This is a genomic window from Akkermansia sp. N21116 (assembly GCF_029854705.2).
Classification (GTDB): Bacteria; Verrucomicrobiota; Verrucomicrobiia; order Verrucomicrobiales; family Akkermansiaceae; genus Akkermansia.
The window spans coordinates 531,372-552,890 of record NZ_CP139035.1; the positions used below are offsets into that span (position 1 = coordinate 531,372).

Here is a 21,519-nt window from a genome sequence, read left to right on the forward strand (position 1 = left end):
TATTCTAAAGTGCGAGAATGAATTTTTTCTGGAGAATTCCCAAATGATTCTGAGTTCTCATTGGGGTACTGATTTTGCTAACCGTGGTGAGCTTTTGTGTTCACAGTACGTCTCAATCGTCCGTAATTTCTGGGCGGCGGACATCCCAGCCGTCATGCTTACCGACACCGCCTTCTTTTGCAACAAACGCTACCACGAAGCCACAGATAACCCCGATACCCTCGACTACAAACGCATGGCCGCCTGCGTTCTGGGTTTGTATGAGGCAGTCAAGGAATGCTCGGGTATTGTCAAATAGCCGAAAACATGAATTTGGCAGAATGCCGGAATGGCCCGGGTTTTAACTGTTCTTGTTTTTGTACTCCGTTCCCCATGCGACCATGGCGTCCAAAACCGGTTTGAGACTGTAGCCTGTTTCAGTCAGTGTGTACTCCACCCGTGGCGGTACTTCGGGGTACACTTTCCGGGTAAGCAGTCCGCTCTCTTCCATGGAGCGTAAATTAGCTGTCAGAACCTTTTGAGAGACGTGCCCGACAGACTTCTTTAATTCTCCAAAGCGTTTTGTTCCGTCCATCAAATCACGGATAATCAATACTTTCCAGCGATCTCGGATAAGCATCAAAGTGATTTCGACCGGGCAAGGCGGCAGTTCTTCCTTCATAAAAGATCTATCGTTTCCAATGAGTAACTAAAGTACAATAAGGTGCTTACTTTACAAAAAGTAAGTAGAGATATATGGTATACCATGCAAGCGAAAAAGTAATCGCTCGTCATCATCTTGGAGACAAGAGGGCAAAATAAAAATAGAAATGGAGATAGGTACTATGAAAATCGCAGTTGTTTCTGCAAATGGCAAAGAGGGCAAACTAATCGTTCGGGAAGCCATGGAAAGAGGGCTTGACGTTACGGCAGTTGTACGTGGGGAAAACCGGTCCGATGCCACACAGGTAATCAAAAAGGATCTTTTCGATTTGACGGCTTCGGATTTGAAGGGCTTTGATGTCGTCATTGACGCGTTTGGCGCATGGTCTCCGGAAACCCTGCCTCTGCACGGTACATCCTTAAAACATTTGTGCGATATCGTAAGTGGGCAGGATGCAAGGCTTTTGATTGTCGGAGGAGCCGGTAGCCTGTATGTGAACCCGAAACATACTCTGCAGCTTATGGATGCCTCGGATTTCCCCGACATGTTCAAGCCTTTGGCCTCCGCAATGGGCAAGGCGCTGGAAGAACTCCGTACCAGGGATGATGTGAAATGGACGTACATCAGTCCGGCTGCCGATTTCCGGGCTGATGGAGCCAGAACCGGCAAATATATTCTGGGAGGAGAAGAGCTGCCCCTGAGCTCCAAAGGAGAGAGTACCATCAGCTACGCGGATTATGCGGTGGCGATGGTGGACGAGGCCGTAAACGGAGATCATGTCCGGCAGAGGATTTCCGTGGTAGCCGAATAACGGCTTATTTATGACAAGCCGGCTCATCGGCTTGGCGCCTGAAAGTAAGCCGGCTTGTGAAAGAACGCGTCGAAATTGCGGTGTTCCGGGGAGCGCGGGAGGTAAACCTCCGGCTACCGAATGAGCGCTTTTTCTTTTTTATAAGTAGAGTTCCGGGCAATCGAAATAGGAAATTGCCGGTGGGAGATGCTTTTGGTCACTCGCGCTTGGATCATGCAAGAGTTTAGTGCAGAACTTTGCCGTAAGAGGAAAATCAACTGTACACAGGTTGATTTAGAATTTCCAGGTGAGTGAGATGTTACCGTAGAGGCTTTCGTCTCCGTGTATGTAGAGTTCGCTGCCAGCGTTGAGTTGGAGGGAGATGGCTTGATTGATGCCGAGAGCGACTCCGGCTTCCAGGGCGATGCTGTCGCGGCCCGGGAATTTGACTTTGTTTGAAAAGCCGTAGTTGCTGGCGGCAAAAGCGGTATCGGTGGTGCCGGCACGGTTCATGAATTCATGGTTCCAGGTGGCTGAGGCTTTTGCCAGCCAGGAGGATTGGCCGCTGATGGTTATGGGACTGGTGATGATCTGGCCACCGAGTCGGGTTCTGAGGGATTGGTAGGCGTTGGAACCCAAGGCAAGGCGCGAGGCTTCCGAACCGTTTTCCGTGCAGGATGGGCGCGTTGCCAGTCCGTAGTCCAGGGATGCCAGCGATCTGGCGATGACGGAACCCAGATCTTTGTCGTACGAGCCTTGCAGGCGGATGGTTCCGGAGAATCCGGTCCAGTCCGCAGAGTGGCTGGCGTCGTAGCCGTTGAACGCGATTTGGCGCTTCATTCGCATTTGGTCGATTCCGGCCCGGCCGAGCAGGGCCAGTTTGAAGCCTTCCGGCTGGGGGGCGTATTCGAGTTGTCCGCCCAGCATGAAGCTGTTGCCTTCCAGTTTGCCGTTGGTGTCGCCACGCATGTTCAGGTAATTGAAGACGGCATGTCCTCCGTAATGCAGTTTTTCGCTGGTTTGCCGCCTGATACCGACCAGGGTTCCGATGTTATACGATTTGTATCCAATGCTTCCCGGCTGGTCGTTGCCGTTTGTGTAAGGCTGGATGAACAGGTAGTTTCCTTGTCCGGAGTTGATGTAGGTTTTTGTGCCGGAGAAGACGGTGTCTGACAGCATCCGCTGCATATCCAGAGTGGCTAGTGCCGCGGCACCGTAGGCATCGGCAGACAAGCGGGGCAGTGCAAAGCGGATGTCGCTGCCGTCCTGTGCAGAGAAGTCGAGCGCACCGAACAGGGAGCGCATTTTTTCTGGAGACGCTGCCGCGATGTGGTCCAGGGCTCGCCCCGTTTCCCGGGCACTCGAGGAACTCACTTCAGCGTATTGGCTGTAGGCATTGGCGGCACGGTTTGTGGTGACGACGATTCCGTGGTGTCCGGTGGTGCTTTCCTGACGGGTGGTGACGGTGAGCGTCGGTGACATTGGATCACAGACCAGGGTGTAGTCGGGCAGGAAGTCGCCAGTGACTTCCAGAGGTGTAACGGAGAAGGAATCCCGGTAGTAGCCGCGTTGCAGTGCCAGCTCCAGTGTTCCTTCTATTTGTGCATTTCCGTCGATGGCGATGAGGTCATGTTGGCCGGAGTCATTTAATTCCATCAGGAGACGGCCTGTTTCCGTCTGCACGAAGTTTCCCTGGATGTTGACGGTACCGATACTGTTGCCCGGGGAGAGTGTACCTTTGTTTTCTATGAGCTCATCTACACAGTATGTTCCGTTACCGGTCAGGGTGGCACCGTGTTCTACGACGACCGACAGGATGTCGGCACTACCGTTGTAGGAAAGTGTTCCTCCTGCCACGCGCATGGCGATCCCGGTAGGACCGGAAATTTTTCCGTCGTAACGCATGGAAAAGGATGCGTCTGGCTGATCCATGGCTTGTCCCAGGGCATCGGCCATTTTGCCGAAGGTCAGTTTTGTAATGAGTCTATCCGAGCTTACGGCTTGGAGGTTGTCGTTGTTCCAATCCCATTCTGAAATGATGTCTCCGGATACGGAGGCTCCGGCCATGATATTGATCTGATCCACATAGGCGTTGTTGGAAATGAAAATTGCCGCTTTGCTTCCCGCAAGGCTTCCGGTGACGTCAAAACTATCCACCAGTGCACCCTTGAGGGAATCCAGCAAGGGGCCTTGTGTCCATGACTCCTCGTCATTGAGCCATTTGGATCTCATCCATGATCCCCGCCATTCTTCCTTGTCTCCCATTTCGTTGCTTCCGAAATCGAATCGGGCTGAAATTCCCTTGCCCCCCAAGGCCTGTAATGAACCTCTGTGGACGATATGGTGGTTTCTTCCGTAGGCAACCAAAAGGGCATTTCCTTCGGTGCCATTGGCATGGACCCTGACGTTTGGGTCAATGGTCAAGGTGTTTCCGCTTCCGTCCATACGGATGCCGATGCCCCATTTTCCTGAGGAAAGCAGGTCGGCTGTCTGCCGGATGGTGTTGTGGCTGCCATAGATGTGAAACCCTGTGCCATAGGTAGTAGGGTTGTATTGGCCTTCCTTCCATCCGGTTCCTTCTGCATTTCGGGCATAGTAGGGGTTCTTGTTGATGTAGGTCAGTCCATCGTTGTACAGAGAATTTCCGTAAAAATTGCGGCGGTCCAGTTCCAGCCCGCAATCCTGCATGACAGCCAGTTCCGCTTCCATCAGGATATTCCAGTTTCGATAGCCCTGATGGCTCATCAGTGAATTCTGCAATTCGATGTGGCTGAACTCAGGGAAATAGTAATCGATTTTACCAGCTTCTTCATCCCATACAAATTCCCAGCCGTTGACGGGAAGTCCGGCGACCCGGTCTTCTGTAGAGTCATCCGGCCAGGCTAAAAGAGCTCCCTGCAAGACTTCTTCGACATGGTTTCCGGTAAAATAAACTCCGACATGAGATAATTTTCCGTTTGTTACAAATGCGGTTCCATCATCTTCCTTACTGCCTTTTTCCGTGATGACCATCCCGTCTTGCGCTGCATGACCATAGATGTCACGCAGGCCGGCATTCCACAAGGATTTCCCTGTGAAGGAGAATAAGGTATTATCGCTGTTAGCATCGATGTCGCGTGCCAATCCCAAGGCATGCATCATTTCATGGAGCAGGGTGGAGGGGAGATCCGCTTTTTCTCCGTTTTCCGGGAAAGAGGGCATAGGAGACGTGTTCCATTCGCCATTGAAATATTGGGCATGATCAATTGTGATTAGAGCCAGGGCTCCGTCCAATTCCGGATCCCCTAAAGGAGGATTTCCCGTCAACGCGGAACTCAGCATGGTATATCCATTGGGTAGATAATCGCTCGTTGCAGAGGCGTTATCATCATATTCACCCTCGGTGACAATGGCAATATTGAGAGGCGCTTGGTTCTTTGCCTTGGGTGCCAAGATGGAGGCCCAGTAGGAAAGTCCGTCGATGATGGCAGCCTTTTCCCTGTCATTTAATGTAAAGTCCGAACCGTCTTTCTCGGGGGCGGCCTCCGGATGCTCGCCCGGATTGTAAAGGTAGAGTTGGAAAAACGGAGTTCCGTCGGAACCGGGAACATTGAGAATATCAATGGCTTGCCCTGACGGAATGCCTGCCAGGATGGACAAAGAGAGGAACTTCAAGATAGTAGAAAATTGCGACATATATTATGGGTATAGAAAAACAACCCTGAAAATCAACTTATTTTCTAAAAATTCAAATAAAACGGGCTGAATCACGACATGGGTACCTGAGATGATCCAGCCCGTCAGGGAATGTACGAGGTTATTGAACTTCGGGGAGAAGGTGTGTTTACCAGGTCCAGATATTTTGGATCTGGAGGACAACGTCTGTCTGGCCGCGTTTGCCGTGGATCGGGTTGTGAACGACCTGGATGTCGGGTTTAATGGTCATGGTAGGAGTCATCTGCAGGGTGTAGGACAGTTCGGCGCCGTATTCATTGTTGTTGGTATAGGGGCCATTGTCCTTGGCACCTCGCTGCCAGAGGACGCCTAAGCCGAGACATCCGTTATTGGCTGAACGAAAGATCCGCCATGAGGAGGTCTTTGAGAAAGGAGTCATCCACAGGAGGCCGGTGGCCGCACTGTATTGGATGCCTGTGACGCGGGCGGCATTGTCATCGGCGGCACCGGCGGTCAGAAACCAGCCGAGGGTGCTGTTTCTGCCGAGTTGTTGCTGGATGTTTATGGCGAGACCGCCGCCGTTGTCTCCCTGGCTGGTGGTCCAAAAGGGTTGGATACGGTAGGCTCCTGGCCCGAGTCCTGCCAGGTCTTCCGTGATCCAGCCGATTTCAAGAACATTGCTCCAGTTGTTGGAGCTGATGTAGTTAAACGGGTTGTGCCTGACAGGGGTGTTGTTTGATGTGCTGGAAATCATCATGTAGAACGATTTGTTCGGCTGCCAGGCGATGTGGTAGCCCCAGCTGGAGGAGGAAAGGGGGAGGGCTTGTGTGTTGTTCAGTGAGGAGTTGTCGAAAGGCGCGGCATAGATATTGTGATCCAGGAAACTGTCTACTTCGAGAAGGCCTGCCATTACGACAAGCTTGCCTTTGAAGGCCGTGTAGCCAAGGCTGAGGTTTTCAAAATAGGGATCGCCGAAGTTGTAGAACCCGGAGACGAGCTGGCTGGCGCCCATGCTATTGTTGGGGGCTTGCCGGTTCTGGTTGAAGCCGAGTCCCGGACCGTATTCCAGGTCGGAGATCAGGAACAGTCCATTTCCCGTGTGGGAATCCCGGAAGAAGGTTACGTTGGTTTGCAGGGACAGATTGTATACCGGGAAGGAGCGCTTGTTGCTACGGTCGGGAAGTTCGCCTGCAACATAAGAGTAGCCAAAACCGTGAGACAAGGAGTAGGTGACACCGTACTGCGAGACTTCTTTTTTGATCTTTTGCATGCTGGTGGACAGGGCGTCTTCTTCAAAAACGGCTCCCGGTTCGACACAGGTATTGCCAAGAACATAGAGACTGTCCAGGTAGGGCATGAAATTCAAAGGCTGGGACGGGAAGAACTGGAGTCCTCCCCCAGAACCGTGCCGGCTGACGCCGTTGGCGTTCAAGGATGCTTCCGGTGTTGCCGCCCCCTTGAATCGTTTAAGGATTTGTTCATTGGGCGTCATGGCCTTTTGCAGGCTCGGACTGACTTCCTGCGGGCTGAGTGGCTGGATGTCGGTGCCAAAGCGGCTTTGCTGGTATTGGGGTTTGTCAACCGGAGTGGATACCGCTGCCTGGCCTGCTCCGCACAGGAAGGGGAGAAGGCACAAAACGAGGCTCTTTTTGCTACTGCTCATGTCTGTCATGACAGTTTTCGGCCGAAAGGTGCTGAATAATAATGACACTTCTTTACAATGGTTTGTAAAATTTCAAAATCCTGGTTTTACATTTTCCCCCGATGCGGGAACAGGCACTATTACGGCTTGCACGGGAAGGCATTCCCTCTACACTTGCACTATGTCCTCTACGAGCCTTCTGAGAGCATGGGCGCAAATTGATACGGATGCCATCCGGCATAATTTGAATGTTGTACGCCGCGTCATGGCAGACCATGCCATGATGGCTATTATCAAGGCCGAGGCTTACGGTCACGGATTGGAGGGCGTCGCGCGGGCTCTTGATGATGAGGACTGCGCCTTCTACGGTGTTGCAACGATTGCGGAGGCGGCTCGCGTGCGCGATGCCCATTGCAAGACTGTTCCTTTCATCCTCGGCCCTTGCTTCCCGGAGGAACGCGAGGTTATTGTCCAGAACGGCTGGCGGACGGCTGTGGCGAGCATGGAGGAAGCGGAACATTTCAATTCCCTCGGCCAGTTGTACGGAAAGCCGGTACATGTCCATATTTGTGTGGATACGGGCATGGGACGCAGCGGATTTCTGCCGACGGAACTTCATGGACTGACGGAAAGGTTGCGGCAGTTGCCCCACCTGCATCTGGAGGGGATTTTCTCCCATCTTTCGGCGGCATCGGAAGACATTACCTTCACGCATCAGCAGATCGACAGTTTCAAGGAGGCCGTTAACGAACTTTCCGCGACTTACGCCTACGAATACCGCCATCTTTGCAGCAGTGCGGCGATGTTCAACTATAAGGTGCCTTCGGCCAACATGGTGCGCCTAGGCCGCCTGCTCTACGGCTATTCCCCGATGCCTTCTCCCTACAATAAGGAACTGAAGCCGACGATGACCTTGTTCAGCCGCGTGACGATTGTACGTACTCTGCCGGGCAACCATGGGGTATCTTATAATCATTGCTACATTACCAAGTACTCTACTCGAGTGGCGACCATCGGCATCGGATATGCCGACGGTTATCTGCAGTATCTTTCCAACAAGGGGTCCCGCGTGTACGTGAACGGACAGTATTGTCCTGTACTGGGCCGTATTACGATGGATCAGATCATGGTGGATGTTTCCTATCTCGAACAGGAAGTCCGTCCCGGCGATGTTGTGGAAATCATGGGGCCCCACGTCAGCTGGGAGGAATTGACGGTCCGCGCCGGGACAATTCCCAGCAATGTGTTGACGAGCATCAGCGCCCGAGTGCCCCGCATTTACGTTTGATCCCATGTTGAATATCGGAACGCATCTTTCGTCCGCCAAGGGTTTTTTGAACATGGGTCGGACGGCAACGGCGATCGGCGCCAATACCTTCCAGTTTTTCACCCGCAATCCGCGTGGCAGCAAAGCAAAAAAACTGGACCGCAGCGATCTCGACGCTCTTGTTGCTTACTCCCGCGATCATGACTTTGCCCCGGTCCTGGCGCATGCCCCGTATACGCTTAATGCCTGTTCTACCGGGGAACGTGTCCGTGAATTTGCGGAAGAAGTCATGCGGGACGATCTTGCCGTGATGGCTCTGATTCCCGGCGGCATGTACAATTTTCATCCTGGCAACCATTTGGGGCAGGGAGCGGAAGCGGGAATCGAATTGATTGCCGGCATGCTCAATCGCCTTATCGCTCCGGATCAATCGACATCTATTTTACTGGAGACTATGTCCGGCAAGGGAACCGAAGTGGGGCGTTCGTTTGAGGAACTGGCTGCCGTGATAGAGCTGGTCGAATGCCATCATTGCCTCGGCGTGTGTCTGGATACCTGCCATGTTTTTTCTGCGGGCTATGATATTGTCCACGATCTCGATGGCGTTTTGGCCGAGTTTGACCGCGTTATCGGTCTGGATCGCCTCAAGGCTATCCACCTCAACGACAGCATGATGCCTTTTTCCGCCAACAAGGACCGCCATGCGGGCGTGGGCGAAGGGTTGATTGGTCTTCCCGCCTTGGAGGCCGTCATCAACCACCCTCTGTTGCGGCGCCTGCCATTTTATTTGGAAACTCCGCACGATCTCGACGGTCACGCGGCAGAGATTGCTCTGATGAGTTCCCTGTTCCGGGAGGAGTAAATTACTTTTCCCGGGCTTTTGCCCTGATTCTGGCTTCCTCTGCTTTTTGGGAGAGTTCCTTCTTGAAGGCTTTCCAGTCGATGGATTTCAATAAGGCGGGTAGATTCCCGTAAAAGGTTGAATGGAAGCCGAACGGGCCATCGGTAAATTCGCGTATGGCGTCGTCGACCGGCCACCCTTGTTTGACGATGCGGTAGGCGGCGCAGACGACTCCCGTCCGGTCAGAACCATGCCAGCAGTGAATGACGATGGGTTTGGGCGCCAGTTCGACGGTCAGAAGGCACTCCATCAGATCGTTGCGAGTCAGTTTGCCGGCGGCGACGGGATAGTGGTAGAGTTTTAGCGTTGTTTTGGCGGCTTTCCGGTTGTCCGAATGGTGTTCGCGGAGGTTGAGTACACTTTTAATCCCCTTTTTCTGAAAGTCGGCGAAACCTTCGTCGTTCGGTTGGGCGGAGCGGTAGAAATGGGTATCCAGACGGTAACAGTTATCAGTGTCTTCGACTTCTATTTTTTCCGGCAAGGGTCGGTTGGCCTGAGATTCTGCCGCCTGGGAAAGGGGAAGAAAAGCCGGAAGACAGATGAGGCAGAGCAGGGCAATTCGCATACTTGCATGATAGAAAACGGGAGGATGTTGTCAAACATCCGCTCTTGCGGCAAAGTGTTTGGCATGGTACAAGGCCGCCTTCCGTTTGTTGGGAATTCCGTTTTGTGTCCGATGGCGACTATTGAATATCCAGATCTGCCTGTGGCTCGTCACAAATCCGTGATCGAGGAGGCGTTGCGTGCCCATCAAGTTGTGGTGGTTGTCGGTGAAACGGGTTCAGGAAAAACGACCCAGCTCCCCAAAATGGCGCTGGAGATTGCCGGAGACAATCGGCGGGGCCGGGTTGGCTGTACCCAGCCGAGACGAATTGCCGCCGCTTCCGTCGCTCGTCGCGTCGCTGAGGAAATGAAATGCGAATTGGGTTCCCTCGTCGGCTACCAGGTGCGTTTCGAGGACAAGATCAGCGAGGAGACTTTGCTCAAATTTATGACGGACGGGATCCTGCTGGCCGAAATGCAGAAGGATCCCGACTTGCGGCAGTATCACACGATCATTCTCGATGAGGCCCATGAGCGCAGTCTCAACATAGACTTCCTGCTGGGCTACCTCAAACTGCTGACAAAGAGGCGCAAGGATCTGCGGATCATCATTAGTTCCGCCACGATGGATGCAGGAGGATTTTCCGAGTTTTTCGGCGATGCTCCCGTCATCAATGTGGAGGGGCGTACCTTTCCCGTCGATATCCATTACCTGCCTCCCGCCTGGGAGGATGAGGAGTTGCCCGACCATGTCGGGCGTGCCGTCAAGTGGCTGAACGATTACGATGCCAGGGGGGACGTTCTTGTTTTTCTGCCCGGCGAACGGGAAATCCGCGAGACGGCGGAAAAGCTGGAGGGGATGAATCTGTCCCGGACGCGTATTCTGCCTCTGTTTGCCCGGTTGGGCCTGGCTGACCAGCAGAGGATTTTTCATCCCGACGGCTCGCATCGCCGCATCGTGCTGGCGACCAATGTGGCGGAAACGTCCCTGACGATTCCCGGTATTGTGTACGTAGTGGATTCCGGACTGGCCCGCGTGAGCCGGTACAGTGCTGCGCGACAGGTACAAAGGCTCCAGATTGAGGAAGTGTCGCAGGCAAGCGCCCGACAGCGGGCCGGGCGTTGCGGCCGTATTTGCGAAGGGGTCTGTATCCGCTTGTACAGCGAGGAGAATTGGGAGAAACGAACCCCGTTTACGGATCCGGAGATTAAGCGCAGTTCGCTGGCCGGAGTTCTGCTGAAGATGAAAGATCTCGGATTGCCCGAGATCGGGGAATTTCCTTTGCCCGATCCTCCTTCGTCGAAACTTGTAACGGAAGGCTACCGAACTCTTCGGGAAATCGGGGCCGTCGATAAAAAGAAGCAGCTGACCCCTGTCGGTAAAAAACTCGCCCGCCTGCCGATTGATCCCCGTCTGGGGCGCATGCTTTTGGAGGCTCAATACGAACGAGCCCTTCCCGAAGTTTTGGTTATTGTTGCCGGACTGAACATCATGGATCCGAAGGAGCGTCCGGCTGATGTGGCAGACAAGGCCGATGTTGCTCATGCCCGGTGGAGGAATGAGGATAGTGATTTTCTCTCCATGCTATCCATGTGGAAAGAAGTGCGGCAGTTTCGCGAGGGCTCGCACTGGAAGCGTAACCAGCTCCGCAAATGGTGCGCCCCCCGTTTCCTGAACATGATGCGCCTGATCGAGTGGAGCAATCTTCACGAGGATCTTTCCCGGCTTGTCCGGGAAACGCTGAGATGCAGGATTCCCGAATTGGAAACCGATGATGAGCGGATGGCCAGCTTTGCCATGATTCATCGTAGCATTCTGGCTGGCGTACCCCGTCAATTCGGATTTTGGAACCCGGAAATGCGCGAGTATAAGGGGGCCGGCGGCCGATCATTCGGCATTTTTCCGGGGTCGGGGCTTTTCAAACGTAAGAAACGCCTGGAGTGGGTTATGGGTGTCGAATTGGTGGAGACCTCCCGCCTGTGGATGCGTCGCTGTGCCAAGCTGGATCCTGTCTGGGTGGAACAGGTAGCTCCGCAACTCTGCGAATATCATTATGCCAATGCCCGGTGGGATAAGGCGCAAGGGGCTGTTTATGCCACGGAACGCGTTGTGTGCGGAGGGTTGGCTATTCTGGACAATAGACGCGTTCATTACGGGCGCATCTACCCGGAAAAAGCCCGTGCCATTATGATCCGGGAGGGATTGCTTGCTGATGGCTTCCGGGAAAAGCCCCCTTTTCTCAAGGAGCTTGAACGCGTCCGAGACGAGGTGAAGTCCATGGAAATCAAACTGCGCCGTCCCGACCAGGTTTGGTGTGAAGACGGTGTTTTCGAGTTTTACGACAAAGTGATCCCGCAGGATATCTGCACGGAAAAGGCTTTCCACAAATGGCGGCGTTCTCTCGGTAAAGGGGAGTCGGTTCTCAATATCCGTCCTCAGGATGCCATGTATGCTTTGTGGTCGGAGGATGAGCTCGACGGTTATCCGGATGAGATTTCCTGCGACGGCCAGGAGTACCCCGTGTATTACCAGCATGATCCCGGCGCGGAGGATGACGGTGTGACTTTGGGCGTTCATATCGACCAGCTAGAGTCTTTTCCGGACTGGCTTCCCGAGTGGGGAGTTCCGGGCAATCTGGCGGTGCGTGCCGAAATGCTTCTGCGGACATTGTCCAAGGATTTGCGCGTTCAGCTCCAGCCGATCGGCCAGAGAGCCGCTGCTTTTGTTTCCCTGCGCAAGGGATTAGTGCCGGATGGTCCGCTGGCATCGCGTCTTGCCGAATTCGTCGAAATGGAAACCGGGCGGCATTGCGGCGCCAGGGACATCAACATGGAAGTGATTCCGGCTGAGTTGATGACCAAAATCTGGGTTTGCGATGATGCCGGGCGTGAACTTGCCATCGGAACGGATGTAGACGAATTGCGCCGCCGTCTGAAGGTACAAGTCGAGAAGCGCTTCTCCAAGTCGGCGGCCAAATTGTGGTCTCGTTCGGGAATGAAAACCTGGGATTGCGGCACTCTTCCCCTCCGTGAAGATGTGGGAGGCCGTCCCGGATTTGTTGCTTTAACCGATGAAGGAGACAGCGCAGGCATCCGCGTGTTCCCGACAGAGCGCGAAGCGGAAGCTTCCCACCGCCTGGGTTGTATGCGCCTGGCTTTCCTGGCCATTCGGGACCAGGTCAACCACCTGAAGAAAAAATTTCCGCTGGGATTGGAAGGCAAATTATCTCTGGGTATTATTGGTGCAGCCCCCGTGAGCAACATCGAGGATATGCTCCTGGTAGCGGTGGAAGGCGGGATGGGATCTCCTATGCCGAGAAGCGGGGAGGACTTTGCCGCCGCCCTTATGCGTGCCCGGCAGAACCTCTTTGATGCGGCACGCAAAGTGGGCGAGTTCTGGGAACAATGGAGTGCTGCCGACCATGCCGTCCGCGACTTGGCCGCAACGCGGGGCAGGGAACGTTATTATGACCGCATTGTGGCGGATCTTCGGGAACAGATGGACTGGCTGGAACGCGAACACTTTGTTCTCAAGGCCGGGTGGCAGCGTCTGCCGGATATGGTCCGTTATGCCCGCGGCATTGCGGAGCGTTTGCGCCGCATGGACCGGCAACCACTTGTTCGCGAGTTGGAACGCATCGAGCAGTTCCACGGCATAGCTGCCCGCTGGCAGGCCGTGCAAGCCTCCCATGCGGATGCTGTTGACTGGGAAGATTACGGATACCTTCTGGAGGAATACAGGCTCATGGTCTTTGCTCCCCAACTGGCTGTCAAGGGGCGGGTTTCCGTCAAGAAGCTGGAGCAGGCCTGGGAAGCTCTTTCCGAGTAGGAAACGTCAGGGAGATTACCGGGCCGGCAGTTTGATGATGGTTCCGGTCACGGGCAGGGTTGGCGGGTTCCATCCGTTGAGTGTAACGATTTCTGTGGCTCTGGTCTTATCTCCCAGTTCACGTTCGGCGATGGATTTCAACGTGTCTCCTTTTTTGATCTGGTAATCGCGGGTAACAGCTATGGAACCTCCTTCTTCGTGAGAGTAAGCCACGTCGCCGATGTGGACGACGTCATTCTTGTCCTTGAGCCGGAAGACGAGAGTCTGGCGCTTTTCTTCAGGGCGGGCGTAGTCGGTGTAGACTTCTGCATACAGGGTTACGGGTGCCAGCATTTTCTGGGAACGCGAACCGTAGTAATTGGCTTCGATCTTATAATTCCCCGGAACGGCTTTGCGAATCATGAATTCCTCCGGCCCGTAACCGTCGGTTACGTCGCGTGAGAGATGTCCCCCCGTTGACGTCCGGTTGTGGCTGTAGATGCATTTTTCGCCAAAGCGGTCCGTAGCCCACAGATCCATGTCCGAATTGTCCGTGTCCCAGTTGATGACGACGCGGATATCTGTCGCGATCGGAGTGATGAAGGCTGGATCCAGCCCTTGGGTATCCACCGGCCTGCCCTCTGCTTTTGCCCGGGCGATGATACGATTCATCTCGACGAGAACGATTTGTTCAATCCCCCGGAAACGGGGATGCATCGGTTTTTCCAGAACAAGTTTCAGAGTATTGAACGCACCCTGACGGTCTCCCATTTCATCGAGGACAAGGGCGAGGTCGCGGTAGGATTGAGGTTCTTCCGGGAACATGTCACGGACTTTGTCAAACATGTTCTTTGCGGCGGCAAGGTCTCCGAGGTAACGCAATTTGTAAGCCAAGACTCGCATTAAAGAACGGTTTTCGAGTTCCATTTCCGCCAGGTTGGTAAGGATTTGGATAGCGGTTTCACGATCTCCCTTTTTAGCGAACCATTCGGAACAGTCGAGGTAGAAACCGGGGGAATCTCCTTGTTTTTCCTTGAGTTTGAGATAGGTGTCGAACGGAGTGTTCGAAGAGTCCAGAGCAGCAAGGTAGGGTGAATCCGGATTCCAGGCTTTGACACTGATGGAGGGCCCTTCTTTCGGAGCTTTCTGTTTGGAGCTGGTCGTACGTTCAGAGCTGGCCGTACGTCCGAGATCTCCGTTGCCAGTCAGGAGTCCGTTAAATGCCGCATGGCCTTGGCGTAGAGAATCTGGTGCTTCAGCGAAAGAATCTCCGGCTTCTTCTTGTCCAAGAACGGGGACTGCCGCGGGAGCAGGCGTTTCCCAAGCGGAATCGACTTCGTTCAATTGCCTGGCCCGTTCTACAGACATTCCTGCCGCCGGGCTTCCATAGGAAACATCTCCTTCTTCAGATTTCCCCCTTTTTGAGGAGGAGACAACCGGGAAGTCCTTCGCATACCACGTGGTGAGGTCTTTCCAGCCGTTTAGGGCGGCTTTCAGGTTATCGAGGCGGATTTGATCGGCTTCCAGTTCTTTTCGAGTATGTACCTTGATCATGGCTTCGTCATAGAGCTGGCGTTCCTTTGGTGCGGAGGCAGGTGGGCGAACCTTGTAACGGAGGTATTGGTCGAGGGATTCCAGGACGAGCAGCGAAGTACCGGGAGTGACGATACCGTAGTCCTGCCCGAGTTGGGACAAAGCTTCCTTTGTGGCCGGACTTGACGGTTCCAGCATGAGTTTGACCAGCATATTCTGGCCGTAGAATGAGCGGAGCATTGTTCCCGGCCTGGCCGAGGCCGTATCGAAGTTCACCGTACCGGAGGCGACGATTTTACCGTCGGGCGTTTGGACTTCAAGTTTAACGTTGTGAACTCCATCCGGGAGAACGGCTGTCCAGACGAGGCTGTCGCCGTAATGGAATTCCTGTTTGTTGAAGGCTGCCTTCTTCCAAGGTTGACCGTCTACGACGGCGCTGGCGGTAAGGGGGGCATACTTCATGGATTCCAACGCCTGGTCGGTTGTTGCCTCCGTCAGGTTGAGGATGTTCATGTTCTGGCGTCGGAGGGCATTGATATCCGCTCCGGATTTGGCGATGAGAGCATATGTTGGTACGGAAACCGTCGGAGTGCTGGAAGCGTTCTGCATGGCCCCGAGGTTAACGATGCCGTCAGTAACGACGAAACGTATTCCGGCCCGGGTGTCGGCTTTCAGGAAGGAGTCAAAATTACCCGTACCTCCGTCGTAGCGGATACTACGGAGGAATTTCAGCAGTGTTTCCGCATTGCTACCGGAGACAGTGAAGGGGACGGGATCGGCCAATTTGTTGCGGAGAAGGAAGACTCGTACCGTTTTGTCCTGGTCTGCCGTCTGCTCAAAATATTTTTTCAGCAGATCCAGGGTTTTGTCGAGATCGGCTTTGACCATGGAACCGGAGGCATCCCAGGCGATGTCGATAGTGTCGGGCGAGGGCAGGGACGGGGAGGTGCCGGCTATCGGTGGGATGATTAGGGAGACGGCGGCAAAAGTTTCGCCGTCGTAGGTTTCCAGACCGCTTTTCAGCTGGCCGTTTTCCAATCCTTGGATCTGTTCGGAGGGTAGAGATACGACCAGGTCTTCGGTCATCGAAAGGTTATTCCATTCCGATTCGGCGACGAAGACTCCCTGCCAGTCCTGAAAGTTGAAGTTGGACAGTGTGGGGGACGAAAGCGTTGGTTTCCGGTTATCTTGCGACTCGATGCGCAACTTGAAGGCATCGAGCTTTCGCGGGAAATTCAAAGGCAGACGGTACACCGGCGCGCCATTGTCTCCGATGGGGAGAATGGACGTGTATCGCAGACGTACCGTGCGCGTTCCCTGGGAAGGGATGGGATAGATGCGAGTTTTGAAACTGTTGCCTCCGGACCATTCCACAAGACCGGGGTCGATATTCTTCCGTTGTTCCTCTTCAAAGACAACGCGGGCTTTTTCCTTTGTCACCGGAACGCCGTCTACGAGGTGCCCGTTGATGTCAAGGGCATAACCTTGCAGAGCCGCTTCGTCCGGCAGAGGATAGTACAATTCTCCTTCCAGGACTCTGTCGTTCGGATTCTTGAATGTAAGAGTCACGGTCGTTTCAGCCAGAATTCCGTTGAGGCGAGCCGAGACTTCCGCCCGGGAAATAGAGACGGGTTGTTCCTTTCCCGGTTTGGAGACGACCAAGCGCGGTATAAGAGCCTCCCGATCGGGAATGACCCGGCCGGAACCGGATGCGGAGGCCTGTCCGTAAAGGCAGGGAATTATGGTCCCCAGAAGGAGGATTGCAACCGTGGAGGGTACTTGTTTCATGGCTGTGGAAAGGTGGAATTCAAAAAAAGAAACCCATTACACCTTCTTTAGCGGAACGCATACTGTTCAGCAAGAATTTTAGGGTAACATTGAGGTAACGGAGCAAATCGGGCGATAAAACGTCCTATATTGCATCGAATACGCATTCTTGAATTGACAAATGTCCCGTCTGAGCGCTTAGGAATTTGCAACCAAAACGCCTGTCGCGCAAAAATGTCTTTTGTTCGAGAAGCCAAATACGATTTCCCTTCCCCTTCCCGTTGCCCATGTCCAAGATTCTCATCATCGCAGAAAAGCCCAGCGTCGCAACCGACCTCGCCCGAGTATTGGGCAAAGAACTGGGTAAGTTTACCCGGGACAAGAGCGGCGCTTTTTTTGAAAATGACCAAGCCGTCATTACTTCCGCTGTCGGGCATCTTCTGGAACAGAAAAAACCGACGACGGCCGAGGGCAAGTCGCTTCCCTGGAAGTTCGACTATCTGCCCGTGATTCCGAATAAATTTGAACTCGAACCGATCAAGCAATCGGAAGACCGTTTGAAGAAAGTGCTTCAGCTTGCCCGTCGCAAGGACGTTACCGAAATCGTCAACGCATGCGATGCCGGCCGGGAAGGGGAGTTGATCTTTAACAATATGGTTCGCTTCGGCAAGTGGAGCAAGAAGATGCGCCGCCTCTGGATGCAGTCCATGACGGACGAGGCTATTCTTACCGCCTGGCACAACATGCGCAGTGAGGAAGACATGGCTCCGCTTACGGACGCCGCTATTTGTCGTTCGGAATCCGACTGGCTCATTGGTCTCAACAGTACGCGTGCCCTGACCATTCTGCAATCGCGAGGCGGCTTCAACATCACGCCTGCCGGTCGCGTCCAGACGCCGACGCTTGCCATCCTGGCCCAGCGGGAACAGGAGATTCAGGCCTTTATCCCGGAGCCTTATTCCGAAGTTATTGCCTCCTTCAAGGTGGCAGCCGGACATTATGAAGGCAAGTGGGTGGATCTCTCGTGGAAAAAGAGCGAGAATAAGCCTCAGTCTCGTCCGGAACGAATTTGGAATGAACAGACTGCAGAGGAAATCCGTAGCCGTTGTGACGGCAAGACTGGTATTGTGACGGAGGAAAAGAAACCTGTTTCCACCATTGCTCCCCTGTTGTACGATCTGACCTCCCTCCAGCGCGATGCCGCTAACCGTTATGGGTTTTCCGCGCGGAGGACATTGCAGCTTGCCCAGGAGTGTTACGAAAAGTACAAGGTGCTGACCTATCCCCGTACCGACTCCCGCTATCTGCCGGAAGATTATGTCGGCAAGGTATACGGCATTGTAGGATCCGTTGCCGGAGACGACAACGATTTTTCTCCGTTTGCCCGCGACATTCTGGACAATAAGCGCGTGAAGCCCAACAAGCGTGTGTTTGACAGTTCCAAAGTCAGCGATCACTTTGCCATCATTCCGACGGGCAAATTAGACAAGCTTTCAGCCGATGCCCAGAAGTTGTTCGACATGGTAATGGCACGCTTCCTGGCCGTTTTCTTTCCCCCTGCCATTTTCGAGGACACGAAGCGCACGACGCGCATCACTCATCCCGGAGGTATTGTGGACGCATTCAATACGACGGGGCGCGTACTTGTGGAACCGGGCTGGCAGGCTGTCTATGGTCGTAAACCCGGTAGTACAGGCAAGGAAGACCTGGTTCCCGTCCAGCCTAACGAGCAGGCGCTGGTGGATCGCATTGATGTCAAAAACTCCATGACCAAGCCTCCTGCCCGATACACGGAAGCTACTCTTCTGGCAGCTATGGAAGGGGCTGGCAAGCTGGTGAACGACGACGAACTGCGGGAAGCCATGAGCGAACGCGGACTGGGAACCCCGGCGACGCGTGCGTCGATTATCGAAGGCTTGATTTCCCAGGAATACATCGCCCGGGAAGGCAGGGATCTATTGGCGACGCGCCGCGGTATCGAATTGATCGAACTTCTAAAGCGTGTCGGCTTGGAAACCCTTACGTCGCCCAGCATGACGGGCGAATGGGAATACCAGCTCAAACGCATGGAGCATGCCGCTCTTGACCGCGAATCCTTCATGAAGGGAATCAAGGAACTGACAGGCGACATTGTCGAACGCGTCAAGCAATTCAAGACGGATATGCAGCAGGTCGAATTGCCGGAATTGCCGTGGACGTGTCCCGTGTGTGGCGCCGAAGGGTTGAAGAACACGATGGATGCCGTTTCCTGCCGCTCCTGCAAGTTCTCCGTTCGCAAAACTATTTCCGGGCGGGATATGACCGAAGATGAACTTGCCGGTCTCGTCGCCAACCGCAAGACGGATATTCTTTCCGGCTTTACGTCGCGTTTCGGCAAACCGTTCGATGCCGGCTTGGAACTTGATGAAAAGGGCAAGGCCAAATTCTACTTTCCGCAACGTCCCGAAGATGCCGAGTCCGGCGACAGGGAGGAACCGGTTGTCGTGGATCGTGTCGTTGCCCAAAACGGCAAGGAATACGATATCCAGCAAACCTCCAAGACCTGGAAACTTCCGGATATGGAATTCGGCAAGACGAAGGGGGTCAGCGTTTCCCGTACGATTCTCGGAAGAACGATTACTCTCGACGAGATTAAGGCTATTATTTCCGCAGGAAAGACGGCTCTCCTCAAGGGCTTCATTTCCCAGCGTACGAAGCGTCCCTTCGACGCCTACCTTGTCCTCAATGCGAAAACGGGCAAAGTAGGGTTCGAGTTCGACAAGACGGAACGCCCCGCCAAGGCTGGGCGTAAGACAACGGCCAAGGCTGACTCTCCCGAAGACAAGGCTCCTGCCGCTGAAAAACCGGCGAAGGTTGCCCAGTCGGCCAAGACTACGCCTTTAACCAAGCGGAAGACATCCAAGAAGTAGCCTGCGTTGTACGGCAAGGTTTTCTCCAAGAGGGGGGCTGTTCCGAATGTTTCCGGAATGGCCCTCTTCTTTTCCGTTACGGAAGTCTGAGGGAAACCTGAAGTGAAATCGGTAATCTTTGGCGGGAAAGAAGAAGGCCGTTTTGCAGGAGATACAAAACGGCCTTGAAAGGTAATATGTCCGGGGAAGAGATAACTCTTATTTGCCAGGTTCCTTGGCAGGGGCGGAGGCGGGCTCTGCTGGTGCCGGTGTTGCGGGTTCGGCTGGCGTAGGTGCGGGAGTTTTGTCTTGCTTTTGCTGTTGCTCCTGAAGGAGTTCCATAACGGACTTTTTCTTCTCATCCTTGGGCGCATCGGTCTTTTCGACTTGGGACGGTGCGTTTTCCACTTGGGACAGGGTCGGTTGGTTTTCCTTGTATTTTCTGTTAAGGAGAATGCAAAGGACGAATGCGATCAGCATGAACAAAGTTCCCAGGTAGATTGTAGCTTTTTTCAGTACGTCCGTGGTACGGGCACCGAAAGCCTGGTCGGTCAAGGCTGCGCCGAAAGCGGCGCCGAGTCCTTCCTGCTTGGGCCGCTGCATGAGAACGACGATCAGCAGGAGGATGGTAACGATCAACTGGGCGACGAAAATCAGGTTGATACCAATGTCGAGGAAGGAGGCGAGAATCATGAGTGGAAGAGTATGGAAAAGTGAAACCGTTTTGTAAAGGCTAGGAAATAATTTCGTTATGTTCGTTGCAGACAATTTTTGTCGGAGTAATGCGCTCTTCGGACATGGCAAAGGACATAATGACGACTCGTTCCCCCGTCTTGATAAGATGGGCGGCTCCGCCGTTCATGATGATATTGCCGGTTCCCGGAGGCCCTTCGAGAGCGTAGGTTTCCAGCCTGTTGCCGGATGTGACGGATGCGACGAGGACTTTTTCCCCCGGCCACAATCCTGCAGCGGCCATCAAATCCGATGGGATTTCGATGCTGCCTTCGTATTCAACGTCGCCGCGGGTGATCATGGCGCGGTGAATTTTCGATTTGAGCTGTTGCACAAACATGGTGGTCGGGAAAAGGAACTCTTCATTGACGATAAGGTCAAGTCGAGATCTTGTTTTTCTGTGTCTTAATCGTTTTCTGCCAGGATTTTCCGCGCTTTTTGGCAATCGGCTCCGATTTGAGCCCTGAGGGCGTTCACTGAAGGAAAACGCTTTTCCGGACGGAGGAAGGCAATGCATTCTACGGTAAGTTCTTGCCCATACAAATCGCCCTGCCAGTCAAAGAGATGGACTTCCAGAAGGATTTCTCCTGTTCCGGGTTGTTCTACCGTGGGTCTTTGCCCCAAGTTGGCGATGCTGGGGACGGGATTTTGCTTGTCCGGCAGAATGGTGCGCACGGCGTAAACTCCGAATGGTGGGAGTACTTCATTGCCGGGGCGGATATTGGCAGTCGGGACGCCTAGAGTACGAGCTAGTTCTCGGCCATGAATGACGGGACCGGATAGAGTATAGGGCCTTCCGAGAAGGCGGGAGGCGGCATTAAGATCTCCAGAGGTGATTTTATGGCGGATTTCCGTACTGCTGACACGGCAGCCGTCTCGTTCAACCGGAGGGATGGGGCAGATGGAGAAACCGTCTTGCTCGGCGCGAACGCGCAGGAAATCTACGTCTCCGGAACGGTCATGTCCGAACTTCCAGTCACAGCCGACGGAGATTCCCGCGAGGTTGCCGGCCGATTGCAGGGAGTCAAGGAATTCCCGGGCACTCATGGAGGCCAGGGCTGCGTTGAAGGGAAGAGAAAGAACGATGTCGATGCCCAGTTGTTCCAGAAATGCCATTTTTTCCCTCTCTCCGGAGAAAATGCGCCTGGGCGCCGCTTCTGGCCGGATAGTAGTCAGGGGATGAGTGTCAAAGGTAAGGACTCCGGCAAGGTCGCCGCATTTCCGGGCTTCGTTGACGGCGGAACCGATGACGGCATGGTGGCCGGTGTGCAATCCGTCGAAGACTCCCATGGCCCAGTGAATGGGGCGATTGATTCCGGTCAGTTCGTTGATGGAACGCAAGATTTTCATG

General features: G+C 54.1%; 14 protein-coding genes. 6 read left to right on the forward strand and 8 right to left on the reverse strand.

The genetic code is table 11. The features are described 5' to 3' along the window. Positions 1-43: 43 nt before the first annotated feature. The gene (locus QET93_RS02070; protein WP_280133101.1) at positions 44-298 is read left to right on the forward strand and encodes a hypothetical protein; all 255 of its coding nucleotides are present in this window, start codon (positions 44-46) and stop codon (positions 296-298) included. 42 nt (positions 299-340) lie between these two features. On the opposite strand, the gene QET93_RS02075 is transcribed toward QET93_RS02070, so the two are convergent. Beyond that, entirely contained in the window at positions 341-661 is a 321-nt protein-coding gene (locus tag QET93_RS02075) for a helix-turn-helix domain-containing protein (protein ID WP_280126117.1), read from the reverse strand. Between the two features lie 163 nt (positions 662-824). On the opposite strand from QET93_RS02075, the gene QET93_RS02080 reads away from it, so the two are divergent. Then, positions 825-1,454, forward strand: coding sequence for an NAD(P)-dependent oxidoreductase (locus tag QET93_RS02080; protein ID WP_280133102.1), 630 nt, complete (start codon positions 825-827; stop codon positions 1,452-1,454). Positions 1,455-1,727: 273 nt separating this feature from the next. On the opposite strand, the gene QET93_RS02085 is transcribed toward QET93_RS02080, so the two are convergent. Then, positions 1,728-5,108, reverse strand: coding sequence for an autotransporter outer membrane beta-barrel domain-containing protein (locus tag QET93_RS02085; RefSeq protein WP_280133103.1), 3,381 nt, complete (start codon positions 5,106-5,108; stop codon positions 1,728-1,730). 148 nt (positions 5,109-5,256) lie between these two features. Then, the gene (locus QET93_RS02090; RefSeq protein WP_280126105.1) at positions 5,257-6,750 is read right to left on the reverse strand and encodes a carbohydrate porin; all 1,494 of its coding nucleotides are present in this window, start codon (positions 6,748-6,750) and stop codon (positions 5,257-5,259) included. Between the two features lie 160 nt (positions 6,751-6,910). On the opposite strand from QET93_RS02090, the gene alr reads away from it, so the two are divergent. Next, positions 6,911-8,017: an alanine racemase gene (alr, locus tag QET93_RS02095; RefSeq protein ID WP_280133104.1), complete on the forward strand. Its 1,107-nt coding sequence runs from the start codon at positions 6,911-6,913 to the stop codon at positions 8,015-8,017. 4 nt (positions 8,018-8,021) lie between these two features. Beyond that, positions 8,022-8,858, forward strand: coding sequence for a deoxyribonuclease IV (locus tag QET93_RS02100; RefSeq protein ID WP_280133105.1), 837 nt, complete (start codon positions 8,022-8,024; stop codon positions 8,856-8,858). 1 nt (position 8,859) lies between these two features. On the opposite strand, the gene QET93_RS02105 is transcribed toward QET93_RS02100, so the two are convergent. Beyond that, complete coding sequence (locus QET93_RS02105) at positions 8,860-9,462, reverse strand: tyrosine-protein phosphatase (RefSeq protein WP_280126102.1); 603 nt, start codon at positions 9,460-9,462, stop codon at positions 8,860-8,862. A 111-nt stretch (positions 9,463-9,573) separates the two neighbouring features. Here QET93_RS02105 and hrpA point away from each other — a divergent pair, with 111 nt between their 5' ends. After that, positions 9,574-13,269 carry an ATP-dependent RNA helicase HrpA gene (hrpA, locus tag QET93_RS02110; protein ID WP_280133106.1) on the forward strand — a complete coding sequence of 1,232 codons (3,696 nt, stop codon included), beginning with the start codon at positions 9,574-9,576 and terminating at the stop codon, positions 13,267-13,269. 15 nt (positions 13,270-13,284) lie between these two features. Here hrpA and QET93_RS02115 read toward each other — a convergent pair whose 3' ends face one another. Next, positions 13,285-16,569: a VIT domain-containing protein gene (locus QET93_RS02115; RefSeq protein ID WP_280133107.1), complete on the reverse strand. Its 3,285-nt coding sequence runs from the start codon at positions 16,567-16,569 to the stop codon at positions 13,285-13,287. Between the two features lie 266 nt (positions 16,570-16,835). On the opposite strand from QET93_RS02115, the gene QET93_RS02120 reads away from it, so the two are divergent. Beyond that, on the forward strand, positions 16,836-19,457 hold the full coding sequence (locus QET93_RS02120; protein WP_280126099.1) for a DNA topoisomerase 3: 2,622 nt from the start codon (positions 16,836-16,838) through the stop codon (positions 19,455-19,457). 198 nt (positions 19,458-19,655) lie between these two features. Here the strand turns inward: QET93_RS02120 and secG are convergent, their stop codons facing one another. The 3 genes from secG to ribF all read right to left on the reverse strand — a co-directional run bounded on the left by secG (position 19,656) and on the right by ribF (position 21,518). Further along, positions 19,656-20,129, reverse strand: coding sequence for a preprotein translocase subunit SecG (secG, locus tag QET93_RS02125; RefSeq protein WP_280126098.1), 474 nt, complete (start codon positions 20,127-20,129; stop codon positions 19,656-19,658). A 40-nt stretch (positions 20,130-20,169) separates the two neighbouring features. Then, positions 20,170-20,508, reverse strand: coding sequence for an aspartate 1-decarboxylase (locus QET93_RS02130; protein WP_280126097.1), 339 nt, complete (start codon positions 20,506-20,508; stop codon positions 20,170-20,172). Between the two features lie 65 nt (positions 20,509-20,573). Further along, on the reverse strand, positions 20,574-21,518 hold the full coding sequence (ribF, locus tag QET93_RS02135; RefSeq protein WP_280126096.1) for a riboflavin biosynthesis protein RibF: 945 nt from the start codon (positions 21,516-21,518) through the stop codon (positions 20,574-20,576). Between the last annotated feature and the right edge of the window lies 1 nt (position 21,519).